This is a genomic window from Neomegalonema sp., assembly GCF_028688855.1.
Classification (GTDB): Bacteria; Pseudomonadota; Alphaproteobacteria; order Rhodobacterales; family Rhodobacteraceae; genus Neomegalonema.
This window is the reverse complement of sequence record NZ_JAQTXI010000005.1, coordinates 1-13368: the sequence shown is the minus strand read 5'-3', so window position 1 is coordinate 13368 and position 13368 is coordinate 1. Positions and strand designations below refer to the sequence as shown.

Annotated in this window: 14 protein-coding genes and 1 tRNA gene; 7 read left to right on the top strand and 8 right to left on the bottom strand. The window is 67.2% G+C overall.

The genetic code is table 11. The features are described 5' to 3' along the window. Nucleotides 1-177: 177 nt before the first annotated feature. The 3 genes from PHN62_RS04900 (at nucleotide 178) to tyrS (ending at nucleotide 2697) form a co-directional block, all read left to right on the top strand. Entirely contained in the window at nucleotides 178-687 is a 510-nt protein-coding gene (locus PHN62_RS04900) for a hypothetical protein (protein WP_300147138.1), read from the top strand. A 41-nt stretch (nucleotides 688-728) separates the two neighbouring features. Then, a complete protein-coding gene (locus tag PHN62_RS04895; protein ID WP_300147136.1) occupies nucleotides 729-1382 on the top strand; it encodes a hypothetical protein in 654 nt (217 codons plus the stop codon). Nucleotides 1383-1449: 67 nt separating this feature from the next. Beyond that, a complete protein-coding gene (tyrS, locus tag PHN62_RS04890) occupies nucleotides 1450-2697 on the top strand; it encodes a tyrosine--tRNA ligase (protein ID WP_300147134.1) in 1248 nt (415 codons plus the stop codon). 44 nt (nucleotides 2698-2741) lie between these two features. On the opposite strand, the gene PHN62_RS04885 is transcribed toward tyrS, so the two are convergent. The 6 genes from PHN62_RS04885 to PHN62_RS04860 form a co-directional block, all read right to left on the bottom strand. Continuing rightward, complete coding sequence (locus tag PHN62_RS04885) at nucleotides 2742-3416, bottom strand: class I SAM-dependent methyltransferase (protein WP_300147131.1); 675 nt, start codon at nucleotides 3414-3416, stop codon at nucleotides 2742-2744. A gap of 95 nt (nucleotides 3417-3511) precedes the next feature. Next, nucleotides 3512-3916 carry a hypothetical protein gene (locus tag PHN62_RS04880; RefSeq protein ID WP_300147128.1) on the bottom strand — a complete coding sequence of 135 codons (405 nt, stop codon included), beginning with the start codon at nucleotides 3914-3916 and terminating at the stop codon, nucleotides 3512-3514. 123 nt (nucleotides 3917-4039) lie between these two features. Beyond that, complete coding sequence (gene clpX / locus PHN62_RS04875; protein WP_300147125.1) at nucleotides 4040-5302, bottom strand: ATP-dependent Clp protease ATP-binding subunit ClpX; 1263 nt, start codon at nucleotides 5300-5302, stop codon at nucleotides 4040-4042. Between the two features lie 177 nt (nucleotides 5303-5479). Continuing rightward, on the bottom strand, nucleotides 5480-6112 hold the full coding sequence (locus PHN62_RS04870; protein ID WP_300147121.1) for an ATP-dependent Clp protease proteolytic subunit: 633 nt from the start codon (nucleotides 6110-6112) through the stop codon (nucleotides 5480-5482). Between the two features lie 165 nt (nucleotides 6113-6277). Next, nucleotides 6278-7615, bottom strand: coding sequence for a trigger factor (gene tig / locus PHN62_RS04865; RefSeq protein WP_300147118.1), 1338 nt, complete (start codon nucleotides 7613-7615; stop codon nucleotides 6278-6280). Between the two features lie 73 nt (nucleotides 7616-7688). Then, nucleotides 7689-7773, bottom strand: a tRNA-Leu gene (locus PHN62_RS04860). Nucleotides 7774-8153: 380 nt separating this feature from the next. On the opposite strand from PHN62_RS04860, the gene PHN62_RS04855 reads away from it, so the two are divergent. The 4 genes from PHN62_RS04855 to PHN62_RS04840 all read left to right on the top strand — a co-directional run bounded on the left by PHN62_RS04855 (nucleotide 8154) and on the right by PHN62_RS04840 (nucleotide 11001). Beyond that, complete coding sequence (locus PHN62_RS04855; RefSeq protein WP_300147115.1) at nucleotides 8154-8492, top strand: P-II family nitrogen regulator; 339 nt, start codon at nucleotides 8154-8156, stop codon at nucleotides 8490-8492. Nucleotides 8493-8552: 60 nt separating this feature from the next. Beyond that, nucleotides 8553-9962 (top strand): type I glutamate--ammonia ligase, encoded by a 1410-nt coding sequence (glnA, locus tag PHN62_RS04850; RefSeq protein WP_300147113.1) that lies wholly within the window; start codon nucleotides 8553-8555, stop codon nucleotides 9960-9962. A 203-nt stretch (nucleotides 9963-10165) separates the two neighbouring features. Next, nucleotides 10166-10486, top strand: coding sequence for an antifreeze protein (locus PHN62_RS04845; protein ID WP_300147111.1), 321 nt, complete (start codon nucleotides 10166-10168; stop codon nucleotides 10484-10486). Beyond that, nucleotides 10483-11001, top strand: a complete 519-nt coding sequence (locus PHN62_RS04840) for a GNAT family N-acetyltransferase (RefSeq protein ID WP_300147108.1) — start codon at nucleotides 10483-10485, stop codon at nucleotides 10999-11001. Before PHN62_RS04845 ends, PHN62_RS04840 begins: the two co-directional genes overlap by 4 nt. Before the next feature lie 18 nt (nucleotides 11002-11019). Here the strand turns inward: PHN62_RS04840 and parE are convergent, their stop codons facing one another. Next, the gene (parE, locus tag PHN62_RS04835) at nucleotides 11020-12996 is read right to left on the bottom strand and encodes a DNA topoisomerase IV subunit B (RefSeq protein ID WP_300147105.1); all 1977 of its coding nucleotides are present in this window, start codon (nucleotides 12994-12996) and stop codon (nucleotides 11020-11022) included. 152 nt (nucleotides 12997-13148) lie between these two features. Then, a partial coding sequence (locus PHN62_RS04830; protein WP_300147103.1) for a hypothetical protein occupies nucleotides 13149-13368 on the bottom strand: 220 nt, incomplete at its 5' end.

Genomic DNA, 13368 nt, shown 5'->3' with positions numbered 1-13368 from the left:
CCTTATACGCAGGATCGCGCAAAGCGGAAATCAAGGCGAGGTTTATTTACAGAATATTCAGAAAGATCCGCATGCTCTTGCAGGCGGAGCGGCCCGGAGCCATATCGAAATCCGAGCCGAACTCCATCCGCGGGCGAACCTCCGCGCCGCGGAACGCCCTGAAAGGGAGCGCCGCGCATGCCCAGAGTCGAAGAGATCGAAGCGATTCGCCACGAATGCCGCGCCATGATCCGGCGGCGCGCCGCGACCTCGGCGATTCTGGCCGCCGCGCCTCTGCCGGGCGTGGACGTGGCCGCCGACATGGCCATGCTCATGAACGCCCTGCCGCAGATCTCGCGGGAGTTCGGCCTCGCCCCCGAGCAGATCGAACAGCTCGAGGAAGCCGAGCGCGTCGCGCTCTACGGCACCATCAAGGGCTTCTCCAACAGCTTCATCGCGCGGGCGGTCACGCGCAAGATGATCGCCCTGCTTCTGGCGCGCGCGCTCGGCGTGCGGCAGGCGGCGCGCTTCGCGCCCGTCCTCGGACAGGCCGCCGCCGCCGCGATCAGCTATCGCGTGATGACCTGGATCCTCAACAAGCATGTCGAGGAATGCTACGCCGCCGCGCGGGCGGTCGAGCAGATCCGGCTCTTCGGCCCCGGCTCGGTGATCATCGAGGGCGAACTGGCCGACGTCGACCGCAGCTGAAGCCTGTCCGCTCCATCCTCGCGCCTCCGGGAGGCTCCCGCTTGATCGCCATCGGCTGTCTGCACAGCGCCGCCAGCAACGTGCCCCTCTTCGAGGAGGCCGCCGGACGCCTCGGCCTGGCGCCGGGGAGCCTGCGGCACATGATCCGTCCCGATCTGCTCGCCGAGATCGAGGCCGCGGGCGAGGATGGACCGGCGCGTCTGCTCGTCACGGCGAAGACCGCCCAGGCGCTCGGAGCCTTCGCGCCCGGCTGCGGGGCGCTTCTGCTCACCTGCTCCAGTCTGGGCGACGTCATCCCCTTCGCCCAGGCCCGGCTGCGGATTCCGCTGGAGGGGGCGGAGGCGGCTCTCCTTCGGGATCTCGTGGCGGCGCCGGGCCCCGGTCTGGCGCTCTGCTCGTCGCCGGGGACGCTGTGGTCCACGGGGCGCCGTCTGCGCGAGGCGGCCGCCGAACGCGGCGCGACGCCGCCGCCGCTGCGGCTGATCCCCGGCGCCTGGGCGCGCTTCAGGGCGGGCGAGGCGGAGGCCTATCAGGCGGCGATCCGCGAGGCTCTGGACGGAGCCCGCGCCGAAGGCTTCGCGACCATCGCGCTGGCTCAGGCCTCGATGGCGCCGGCGGCGCGGGAGGCGCCCGACGCCCTGACCAGCCCCGAAGCGGGCCTGCGCGAGATCCTGCGGCGGCTCGATCTCGCGTGAAGCTTGTAAGGGGCGGAAGGGGGGGGCTATAAGCCGCTGTTCCCGACCATCCCTAAGGACTTTCATCATGTCCCGGTTCAAGAGCGAGTTTCTGGCGGAGCTTTCAGCCCGCGGCTTCATTCAGGATTGCAGCGATTACGAGGGCCTCGACGCGCTGCTGAAGTCTCAGATCGTTCCGGGCTATATCGGCTTCGACGCGACGGCGACCAGCCTTCACGTCGGCGGCCTGATGCAGATCATGATGCTGCGCTGGCTCCAGAAGACCGGCCACAAGCCCGTCGTGCTGATGGGCGGCGGCACGACGCGCGTCGGCGACCCCACGGGCCGCGACGAAGCCCGCCCCCTGCTCACTCCCGAGAAGATCGAGGAGAACAAGGCGGGCATCCGCAAGGTCTTCGTGAAATACCTGACCTTCGGCGAGGGCCCCACCGACGCGCTCATGATCGACAACGCCGAATGGCTCGACAGGATCAACTACCTCGACTTCCTGCGCGATTACGGGCGTCATTTCTCGATCAACCGCATGCTGGCGATGGACAGCGTGAAGCTGCGGCTGGAGCGCGAGCAGGCCTTCAGCTTCCTCGAATTCAACTACATGCTGCTCCAGTCCTACGACTTCGTGGAGATCAACCGCCGTTACGGCGTGCGGCTCCAGATGGGGGGCTCCGACCAGTGGGGCAACATCGTCACGGGCGTGGACCTCGGGCGGCGCATGGGGACTCCGGATCTCTATGCGCTCATCTCGCCGCTGCTGACCATGTCGGACGGCCGCAAGATGGGCAAGAGCCTCGGCGGGGCGGTCTGGATCAACGCCGACATGCTCTCGCCCTACGAATTCTGGCAGTTCTGGCGCAACATCCCGGACGCCGACGTCGAGCGCTTCCTGAAGCTCTACACCGAGCTTCCCCTCGACGAGATCGCGCGGCTCGGGGCGCTCGGGGGCTCGGAGATCAACGAGGCCAAGAAGATCCTCGCCGACGAGGCGACCACCTTGGCCCATGGCCGCGAGGCCGCCGAAGCCGCCAAGGCCACCGCTCAGGCGACCTTCGAGGCGGGCGAGCTGGGGGCGGATCTGCCTGCCGTGACGCTGAACGCCGAAGAGGCGGCGGCGGGGGTCTCTCTGGTTCAGCTCTTCCAGAGGGCGGGGTTGGCCTCCTCCGGCAAGGAGGCGCGGCGGCTCTTCTCGGAGGGCGGCGCCCGCGTGAACGACCAGCCCGCCAGCGATCCCACCCGCCTGATCGGCGCGGCGGATCTGGCTGCGGGTCCGCTGAAGCTCTCGGCGGGCAAGAAGCGCCACGCGGTCGTGACGCTGTAAGCCCGGGAGGGGCGTCGGGAGGTTGTCCGGCGCCCTTTCTCCGTTCAGGAGAGGGGCTTGCGGGCGACGCAATAGACTCCGAAGGCCAGACGATGCGCCGAGCGCTTGCGCATCAGCCAGCGGTCGAGCCGCGTCAGGGGCCAGCCGATGACGGAGGCCAGAAAGAAGGCGCCGTTGGACAGGATCTTCGCAGCGCGGCTCTCGCCCTCGAAGACGGTCCCCCAGTAATAGGCGTTGAGGGTGGCGATGGCCACGCCCGGCCCGATGTGGAATCCGCTGTCGACAGGCTCGAAGCCCTGGGCGCGCATCACCCGCGCGAGGCCGTCGGCGGTGTAGCGGCGGACGTCGATGGGATCGTCGTGATATTGCTGGAGGAAGGGGATCTCCACATGGATCTCGCCGCCCGGCCTGAGGATGCGCCGGGCCTCGCGCAGGAAGGCGAGGTCGTCCTCCAGATGCTCGATCAGCCCCGTGGCGACGATGCAGTCGGCGTGATCATCGGGGAAGGGCGTGGCGCAGACGTCCGACACGACGTCGGTGCCCGGAAGGGCGACGAAATCCACCGCCACCACATGCGGCGCGATCTTGCGTCCGCCCGCGCCCATGTCGAGCACCACGGCCGGAGCCGGATGACGCGCCACCGCGGCCTCCGCGAGGCCGGGGCGGCAATGATGCGTGAGATTGGGCATGATGCGCGGCAAACCGCTGCCATAGGCCATGCAAGACGACTCCCTGCGCAAGGGGCGGAAGCCTCCGGCCCTCCATGGGTTCCCTCATAGCGCCGAAAACTGACGAAGAGGTTGCGTCTCCTGCGTCAGATGTAGCCTGGGCCGACCCGGGTCTTCACAAGCCAGGCCACGAACCAGACCGTCCCCGCCCCGAGACAGCCGGCGAAGAGGGCCTCCGACAGCCCGAAGCGCGGAGAGGCGGAGATCAGCAGGGCGCTCCCTGCGCCGCCGACCAGTCCGCAGAGGAGCAGGCGCCCGGCGCGGCTCAGCCATCCGCGGGCGTCGATCCTGCCGATCAGAAAGGCGAAAGGGCCGGGAAGAAGCGCCAGAACCAGCGCCGCGTCGCTCTGCGCCAGCCCCAGAGCCAGCACCAGGCAGAAGGCGAGCCAGAAGAGGCGCCTCCGCGTTCCGGAACCGAACCGGGCGCAACGAAAGCTGAAGACGACCAGAAGGCCCAGCGTCCCCCCGGCCAGCAAGACTTGCGCGATCACGTCCGGACTCCTTCTCCGCCCCCGCGCCTCAAGACATGACGCAGAGACGTGAAGACGGAAAAAACGCCGGATTCGCATCCGGCGTTTTCATGTTCTTCAGGTGGTCCGGACCCTCCGGCCGCCTCAGGAGGCGGAGGCCGTATCCTTGTCCTTGGCGTAGCTCATGAGCGGCTTGCCCTTGCCCTCGATGGCCTCGGCGCCGACCGTGACGCTCTCCAGGCCCCGCGCGGCTGGCACGTCGTACATGGTGTCGAGCAGCACGTCCTCGAGGATCGAGCGCAGGCCGCGCGCGCCGGTCTTGCGGTCGATGGCCTTGCGGGCCACGGCGCGCAGCGCCTCCTCGGTGAAGGCGAGCTTCACGCCCTCCATGTCGAAGAGCCGCTGATACTGCTTCACCAGAGCGTTCTTGGGCTCGGAGAGGATCTTGATCAGCGCGTCCTCGTCGAGATCCTCGAGCGTCGCCGTGACCGGCAGACGCCCGATGAATTCCGGAATGAGACCGAATTTCAGAAGGTCCTCGGATTCGAGATCCTGCAGGATGGCGCCCGTGCGGCGGTCGTCGGGCGGCCGGACGTCGGCGCCGAAGCCGATGGCCGCGCCCTTCTGACGCTGCGCGATGATCCGCTCCAGCCCCGCGAAGGCCCCGCCGCAGATGAAGAGGATGTTGGTGGTGTCCACCTGCAGGAACTCCTGCTGCGGATGCTTGCGGCCGCCCTGAGGCGGAACGCTGGCCACCGTGCCCTCCATGATCTTCAGCAGCGCCTGCTGGACGCCCTCGCCCGAGACGTCGCGGGTGATCGAGGGATTGTCCGACTTGCGGCTGATCTTGTCGATCTCGTCGATGTAGACGATGCCGCGCTGGGCCTTCTCGACATTGTAGTCGGCGGCCTGGAGCAGCTTCAGGATGATGTTCTCGACGTCCTCGCCGACATAGCCCGCCTCGGTGAGGGTGGTGGCGTCAGCCATGGTGAAGGGCACGTCCAGGATGCGGGCGAGGGTCTGCGCGAGCAGGGTCTTGCCGCTGCCGGTCGGGCCGATCAGCAGGATGTTGGATTTCGCCAGCTCGACGTCGCCGGCCTTGGCGGCGTTGGCGAGGCGCTTGTAGTGGTTGTGCACCGCCACCGCGAGCACGCGCTTGGCGCGACGCTGGCCGATGACGTAGTCGTCGAGCACCTGCGCGATGTCCTGGGGCGTGGGCACGCCCTCGCGCTGCTTCACCAGCGAGGTCTTGTTCTCCTCGCGGATGATGTCCATGCAGAGTTCGACGCATTCGTCGCAGATGAAGACCGTGGGGCCCGCGATGAGCTTGCGCACCTCATGCTGGCTCTTGCCGCAGAAAGAGCAATAGAGCGCGCCCTTGGAGTCGCCCGTCGGTTTCGTGGTCATCGCATCCTCCCGGCGGAACTCGCCTCATCCTCTCGCTCGCGCGCCGCCCGCAATCGAGGGGCGACGCTGCGGAGCCTCCCGCAAAAGCCCGGCTCCGGGCTTTCCCGAGCAATTCCCGCGCCATGCCCGGGCGCGCGTCGACGGTAAGCCCCGCCGACGCGCGATTCAATCCCGGAATCAGGCGCTGGCGGTCGGCGCTTCCGGGCGCTTCTCGAAGATCTGGTCGATCAGCCCCCAGGCCTTGGCCTGTTCGGGCGTCATGAAGTTGTCGCGCTCCATGGCGGCCTCGACGGCTTCGAGGTCCTGGCCCGTGTGCTTCACGTAGATCTTGTTCAGCCGCTCGCGCAGTTCAAGGGCCTCGCGGGCGTGGATCTGGATGTCGCTGACCTGGCCGTTGAAGCCGCCCGAAGGCTGATGGACCATGATCCGGCTGTTCGGCAGGGAATAGCGCATGCCCTTCTCGCCCGCCGTCAGCAGGAGCGAGCCCATCGAGGCCGCCTGTCCGACGCAGAGCGTCGCCACGGGGCAGCGGATGTATTGCATCGTGTCGTAGATGGACAGGCCCGAGGTCACGATTCCGCCGGGGCTGTTGATGTAGAGCGAGATCTCCTTCTTCGGATTCTCCGACTCCAGGAACATGAGCTGCGCCACGGCCAGAGTGGCCATGCCGTCATGCACCGGGCCGGCGAGGAAGATGATGCGCTCCTTCAGAAGACGGGAGTAGATGTCGAAGGCCCGCTCGCCGCGGCTGGTCTGCTCGACCACCATGGGAACGAGGGTGTTCGTGAAGGTCTCGATCGGATCTCTCATGTTCGCTCGCGATTAGGGGCGTCAGGGAAGGCGTCGCGATCCCGTCGTAGATATAGGCGCCGGATCCGCTTTTGGCAGGGGGCTCCCGAGCTTCGCGGATCAAACATGCGGAGCTTACGCGCAAAGCCCGGGCGAGGCCAAGAGGGCCCCGCCCGGCGCATAGGGTCAGAGCTCGGCTTCCTCGAGTTCGGCGAGGGCCTTCTCCAGCTCTTCCTTGGAGACCGTCTTGTCGGCGATCTTCGCCTTGCCGAGGATGAAGTCCACGACCTTGTCCTCGAAGATCGGGGCCTGGACCTGGTTCAGGGCGTTCTGGTTGCCGCGCACCCACTGGAAGAACTCGCGTTCCTGGCCGGGATACTGGCGGGCCTGCTGGAAGATGGCCTGGTTCAGCTCCTGCTCGCTCACCGCGATCTGGTTCACGGTGCCGACCTGCGCCAGAAGCAGCCCGAGGCGCACGCGGCGTTCGGCGATCTTCTTATGCTCGTCGGTCGGCTCGATGGAGCCGTGGTTGTGGCCGTGCTCCTCGGGGTGCTCTTCGTGCCAGAGCTGATGGGCGATGGAGTCGGCCTCGACGCGCACCATGGTCGGGGGCAGGTCGAAGGAGACCTTCTCGTCCAGGGCGTCGAGCAGGCGGCGCTTCACATGGGCGCGCGAGGCGGCGTCGTATTCGGCCTTGACGCGCTCGGCCACGCGGGAGCGCAGCTCGGCGAGGTCGGCGGCGCCGAACTTCTTGGCGAGATCGTCGTTCAGCTCGGCCTTGCCGGGGGCGCGGACCTCCTTCACGACCACGTCGAAGACGGCTTCCTTGCCCGCGAGGTTCTGGGCGCCGTAATTCTCGGGGAAGGTCACCTTCACCGCGACTTCCTCGCCGGCCTTCCTGCCGAGGAGCTGGTCCTCGAAGCCGGGGATGAACTGGCCGGAGCCCAGCACCAGCGGGAAGTCTTCGGCCTTGCCGCCTTCGAAGGCCTCGCCGTCGATCTTCCCGAGGAAGTCGATGGAGAGCTGGTCCTTCGTCTCGGAAAGGGCGCCTTCCTCGCGGGGGGCGTAGGTCGCGCTGGATTCGGCGATCTTGTTCAGGGCCTCGTCCACTTCGGACTCGGGGGCCTCGACCACGAGGCGCTCGAGCTCCACGGCGGCGTAATCGACCTCGGGGATCTCGGGCAGCAGCTCCATGGCCACCTCCAGCTTCAGGTCGTCGCCTTCCTGGAAGTTGGCGGTGGTGATGCGCACGTCCGGCTGCATGGCCGGGCGCATTTCATGGCGCGCGACCAGATCCTTGACGGCGCCGTCCACCAGCTCCTGCACGGTCTCGCCGAGCAGCGATTTGCCGAACATCTTGCGCATCACCGCGAGGGGCGCCTTGCCCTTGCGGAATCCCTTCATGGCGAAGGCTTCGCGGTTGCCCTGAAGCTTGTCGACGACCTTCGCGTCGATCTCCGCCGCGCCGATCACCACGGCGTATTCGCGCCTCAGACCTTCGGATTTGGTCTCCGTCACCTGCATGTTCGTCGTCGTCCTGTCGTGGGCGGCCGGAGGCGCGCCGGGTGCGTGTCTTTGTCGCGCGGCGGTCGAGATTTGGTGCGGACGGAGGGAGTTGAACCCACACGCCTTTCAGCACAGGAACCTAAATCCTGCGTGTCTGCCAGTTTCACCACGCCCGCAAAACCGTGCGACCCCGCCGGGAAAACCCAGCCGGATCGGGGCCTCTATAGCACAGGCGAAAGGGCGCGCATCACAAAAAAGCGCCTCCCGCCCTCCCCCGCCGCCGCCCGGGTCCGGGGCTCCGGGCGGCGGCGGCGGGCCCGCTCCCGCAGCGAAGTCGGCGACGGCGCGGCGACGAAAGCTTCACGAGAGCTTAAAATTTGGGCTTGTCGCCTGAATTTTGGGCGCCGCAAAGCCTGAAAATGCGCCCCTTCGCCGGAGTTTACTCCATTCCTCCTTGAATCTTCAGGAGAAACTGGAATGGCGCCGCATTTGCTAAGTCCTGGCGGCGCGCGCCCTTCCGGCGCGGCGGCCCGAGACGAAAGCCGAGGACCCTTACATGAAGAAGATCGAAGCCGTCATCAAACCCTTCAAGCTCGACGACGTGAAGGAAGCCCTTCAGGAGATCGGGGTGCAAGGCTTGACGGTGCTGGAGGCCAAGGGATTCGGACGCCAGAGAGGCCACACCGAACTTTACCGCGGCGCCGAATACGTCGTGGACTTCCTGCCCAAGATCAAGGTGGAGGTCGTCGTCAACGACGATCTGCTCGATCAGGCCGTGGAGGCCATCGTCAAGGCCGCCAAGACCGGCAAGATCGGCGACGGCAAGATCTTCGTCACGCCCGTCGAGCAGGTGATCCGCATCCGCACCGGCGAGGACGGCCCCGACGCCGTCTGACCTCTCCTCCCCGCCCCTCCGTTTTCGTTTCGAGCCTTCCAGATCCCATAAGGACGAGCCATGAGCGACGCCAAATCCGTTCTCGACCTCATCGCCGCGGAAAACGCGGAATATGTCGATTTCCGCTTCACCGATCCGCGCGGCAAGTGGCAGCACATCACCTATGACATCTCCGAGGTCACCGAAGAGCTGCTCACCGAAGGCATCATGTTCGACGGCTCCTCCATCGCGGGCTGGAAGGCGATCAACGAATCCGACATGGTGATGGCGCCCGACGCCTCCACCGCCGCCGTCGATCCCTTCTACGCGCAGAAGACCGTCAACATCATCTGCGACATCCTCGAGCCCGGCACCGGCGAGCCCTATTCCCGCGATCCGCGCGGCACCGCCAAGAAGGCCGAGGCCTATCTGAAGCAGACGGGCGTCGGCGACACCATCTATTGCGGCCCGGAAGCCGAATTCTTCATCTTCAACGACGTGCGCTACGACGTCTCCTCGCACCGCGTCGCCTACGAGATCGAGGGCCCCGAGTCGCCCGCCAACACCTGGAAGGAGATCGAGGGCGGCAACCTCGCGCATCGTCCGGGCCCCAAGGGCGGCTACTTCCCGGTCAACCCGCTCGATTCCGGGCAGGATTTCCGCAGCGAGATGCTCTCGACCATGAAGAAGATGGGCGTGCCCGTCGAGAAGCACCACCACGAGGTCGCCACCAACCAGCATGAGCTGGGCTTCAAGTATTCGCCGCTCTCGCAGTGCGGCGACCTGATGCAGACCTACAAATACGTGATCCACAACGTCGCCCAGGCCTACGGCCTCTCCGCGACCTTCATGCCCAAGCCCATCAAGGGCGACAACGGTTCGGGCATGCACGTCCACCAGTCGATCTGGAAGGCGGGCAAGCCGGTCTTCGCCGGCAACCGCTACGCCGACCTCTCCGACACCTGCCTGTTCTTCATCGGCGGCATCCTCAAGCACGCCAAGGCCCTGAACGCCTTCACCAACCCCTCGACCAACAGCTACAAGCGCCTGGTCCCGGGCTACGAGGCGCCGGTGCTGCTGGCCTATTCGGCCCGCAACCGCTCGGCCAGCTGCCGCATTCCCTACACCTCGAACCCCAAGGCCAAGCGCGTCGAGATCCGCTTCCCGGATCCCACCGCCAATCCCTACCTCGCCTACACCGCGATCTTCATGGCCGGCATGGACGGCATCCTGAACAAGATCAATCCCGGCGAGGCCATGGACAAGAACCTCTACGACCTGCCGCCGGAGGAGCTGAAGGGCATCCCGACCGTCTGCGGCTCGCTGCGCGAGGCTCTGCTGGCGGTCGAGGAGGACCACGAGTTCCTGCTCAAGGGCAACGTCTTCACCAAGGACCAGATCGAGTCCTACGCCGAGATCAAGTGGGACGAGGTCCTCGCCTACGAGACCACGCCTCACCCGATCGAGTTCGTGACCTCCTACTCGGTGTGAGGGCGTCGTCGGGCGCGGCCGGAACGGCTTCGCCTGCGGCCTTCGCCGACCAGTCCTGAATTTGCGGCCGCCGGAGACCTCCCGGCGGCCGCGTCCTTTCGCCTTCCTCCGCGGAGCGGAAGCTTCGGCGCGCGGCCTTGTTTTCGCCCCCTTCCCCGTTTATATTGCACTGCAACATAACCCATGCATCCGGAGTGGACGTCATGAGTCGTCAAGACTGGTTTTTCGACCCTTCGGCCCAGTTCCGCGCCTTTCAGGCCTGGTGGACCTTCGCGACCGCCGCGCAGACCATGGCCCAGAACGCGGGATTCGTCATCTGGCGCCGCACCATGATGATGGCCGAGGGCAAGATGCTCCCCAGCGAAGCCGTGCGCATGACCATGGAGAAGCCCGTGGCCTTCGCTCACGCCGCCCAGAGCGCCGCCCTCGCGGCGGTGAACGGCAAGGGCGCCCCCCAGATCGCCAGCGCGGCGCTCAAGCCCATCGCCCGCAAGGCCAGCGCCAACGCCCGCCGTCTGAAGTGACTGAAATCCCTGAAAGACGTCAGCCCCGCCCGATCCTCGCGCAGGATCTGGCGGGGCTTCACGCCTTGAACGAGGCGCACGCCCGCGAAACCTCCTCGATGAGCCCCGAAGCCTTCGTCCGGCTGCTCGGCGAGGCCTTCCTCGCCCGCGCCGTCGGGCCCGAGGGCGCGCCCGAGGCCCTGCTGATCGCGCTGGACGCCGCGGCGGATTACGACAGCCCGAATTTCCTCTGGTTCCGGGCGCGCGGCCCGGACGCCGCCGGAGATTTCGCCTATGTGGATCGGGTGATCGTCTCGGAGCGGGCGCGCGGCGGCGGCCTGGCGCGACGGCTTTACGCCGAGCTTTTCGCAAGCGCGAAAGAGGCGGGGCTGAAGCGCGTCGTCTGCGAAGTGAACTCCGATCCGCCCAATCCCGCTTCGGACGCCTTCCATGCGGCGCTCGGCTTCCGCGAGGTCGGCAGCGCCCGGCTGGAGGATCGCGGCAAGACCGTGCGCTATCTGGAGCGGCTTCTGTAAGCCGCTCCTCCGCGTCGTTCAGATGTCGGCTTCGGCGAAGGCGGCGTTTTCGCGCAGGAATTCGAAGCGCATCTCGGGGCGTTTGCCCATCAGCCGCTCGACCAGATCCGAGGTTTCGCCCGGCTCCTCGTCGGCGAGGCGCACGCGGATCAGCTGGCGAAGCTCGGGATCCATGGTGGTCTCCTTGAGCTGGCGCGGGGTCATCTCGCCGAGGCCCTTGAAGCGGCTGACCTCCACCTTGCCCTTGTTGCGGAAGACGCTCGCCATGACCTTCTCGCGATGGGCGTCGTCGCGGGCGTAGACCGACTTCCCCCCCTGGGTCAGGCGATAGAGCGGCGGCGCCGCCAGATAGAGCTTCCCGGCCTCGATCATCTTCGGCGTCTGGGTGAAGAAGAAGGTCAGCAGCAGCGAAGCGATATGGGCGCCGTCCACATCGGCGTCGGTCATGATGATCACGCGCTCGTAGCGCAGATCCTCGTCGCGGTAATTCCGGCCCAGAGCCACCCCCAGAGCCTGCATCAGATCCTGAAGCTCCTGATTCTGCGCGAGCTTCTCCAGGCTGGCGCTGGCCACGTTCAGGATCTTGCCCTTGAGCGGAAGGATCGCCTGGGTCTTGCGGTCGCGGGCCTGCTTGGCCGAGCCGCCCGCCGAATCGCCCTCCACGATGAAGATCTCCGAGCCCGCCTTGGAGGCGTCGGCGCAATCGGCCAGCTTGCCCGGCAGACGCAGGCGCTTCGTGGCGCTCTTGCGGGCCACGTCCTTCTCGGCGCGACGCTTCAGGCGCTCCTCGGCGCGCGAGATGAACAGCTCCAGCAGCGCCCCCGCCCGACGCGGATCCGCCGCCAGCCAATGGTCGAAGGGATCGCGCATCGCGCCCTCGATGAAGCGCGTCGCCTCGGCGCTCGACAGCTTCTCCTTGGTCTGGCCCTGGAACTCCGGATCGCGGATGAAGGCCGACATCACCGCTCCCGCGCCCACGAAGACGTCTTCGGGCGTGATCTGGGCCGCCTTGCGGTTGCTGGTGAGTTCGCCATGAGCCCGCAGGCCCTTCAGGATCGCCGCGCGGAACCCCGCCTCATGAGTGCCGCCGAGCGGCGTCGGGATGGCGTTGCAGAAGCTCTGCACGAAGCCTTCGCCGTCCTCGGTCCAGGCGAGCGCCCACTCCACCGAGCCCACCGCCTCGGGGCCAAACTTCTCGCTGAAGGCCGCCTTGCCCGAGAAGATCGCGCCTTCCACCGGCTGCTGATCGCCCAGTTCGGCGCGCAGGAATTCTTCGAGGCCGCCCGGAAAATGCAGCGTCGTTTCGGAGGGCGTGGCGTCGCCTTCCTGCAGGAGCTCCGGCGCGCAGGCCCAGCGGATCTCGACCCCCCGATGCAGATAGGCCTTCGCCCGCGCCATCTTGAACAGCCGGGACGGCCTGAACCCCGCCCGCGCCCCGAAGATCTCGGGATCGGGGCGGAAGGTCACCGTCGTGCCCCGACGATTGGGCGCCGCGCCCTTCTCGACCAGAGGCCCGAGCGGCAGGCCCCGCGCGAAATCCTGACCATAGAGCTTGCGGTCGCGGGCGACCTCGACCTCCAGCCGCTCCGACAGCGCGTTGACCACCGAACTGCCCACGCCATGCAGGCCGCCCGCCGTCTGATAGGCCTTGTTCGAGAACTTGCCGCCCGAATGCAGCGTGGTGAGGATCACCTCCAGCGCGGATTTGCCGGGGAATTTCGGATGAGGATCGACCGGAATGCCGCGACCATTGTCGCGGATGGTCAGGAAGCCGTCGGCGCGGAGCGACACCTCGATCCGCGAGGCGTGGCCCGCCACGGCTTCGTCCATGGCGTTGTCCAGCACCTCGGCGGCCAGATGATGCAGGGCCCTTTCGTCCGTGCCCCCGACATACATGCCGGGCCGCTTGCGGACGGGCTCCAGACCCTCCAGCACCTCGATGTCCTGAGCCGAATAGCTCCCGGAGGCGGAATCGGCGAAGAGATTCTCGGCCATGCGCGCCCTGAGTCCTTCAAATTCGTTCTTGGAATGTTTCTGAAGACGCCTCATAGCGCATCCCGGCCCAAAAGAAAAGGGCGGCGCGGAGAAAGCTCCTCCACGTCGCCCCGAAACCGGACGTCAGGGAGGGCCGAAGCCCTCCGGAAGGCTCAACGCCGCTGGCCGCCCGCGCCCGCGCCCGCGTCGCCGAGGTCGTCGCCGCCGAGGTCGTCGCCGCCGCCCAGATCTCCGCCGAGATCGTCGCCGCCCAGATCCCCGCCGAGATCGTCGCCGCCGAGATCGTCCCCGAGCCCGTCGCCGCCGCGCACCACGGCCTCGACGCCGCCGTCCAGATCCCCGCCGAGGTCGTCGCCGCCGAGGTCGTCCCCG

Coding starts and splice junctions, on each gene's coding strand:
- PHN62_RS04900 (WP_300147138.1), top strand. CDS start 178: ATGCCCAGAGTCGAAGAGATCGAAGCGATTCGCCACGAATGCCGCGCC.
- tyrS (WP_300147134.1), top strand. CDS start 1,450: ATGTCCCGGTTCAAGAGCGAGTTTCTGGCGGAGCTTTCAGCCCGCGGC.
- PHN62_RS04885 (WP_300147131.1), bottom strand. CDS start 3,416: ATGGCCTATGGCAGCGGTTTGCCGCGCATCATGCCCAATCTCACGCAT.
- clpX (WP_300147125.1), bottom strand. CDS start 5,302: ATGACCACGAAACCGACGGGCGACTCCAAGGGCGCGCTCTATTGCTCT.
- PHN62_RS04870 (WP_300147121.1), bottom strand. CDS start 6,112: ATGAGAGATCCGATCGAGACCTTCACGAACACCCTCGTTCCCATGGTG.
- tig (WP_300147118.1), bottom strand. CDS start 7,615: ATGCAGGTGACGGAGACCAAATCCGAAGGTCTGAGGCGCGAATACGCC.
- PHN62_RS04855 (WP_300147115.1), top strand. CDS start 8,154: ATGAAGAAGATCGAAGCCGTCATCAAACCCTTCAAGCTCGACGACGTG.
- glnA (WP_300147113.1), top strand. CDS start 8,553: ATGAGCGACGCCAAATCCGTTCTCGACCTCATCGCCGCGGAAAACGCG.
- PHN62_RS04845 (WP_300147111.1), top strand. CDS start 10,166: ATGAGTCGTCAAGACTGGTTTTTCGACCCTTCGGCCCAGTTCCGCGCC.
- parE (WP_300147105.1), bottom strand. CDS start 12,996: ATGGCCGAGAATCTCTTCGCCGATTCCGCCTCCGGGAGCTATTCGGCT.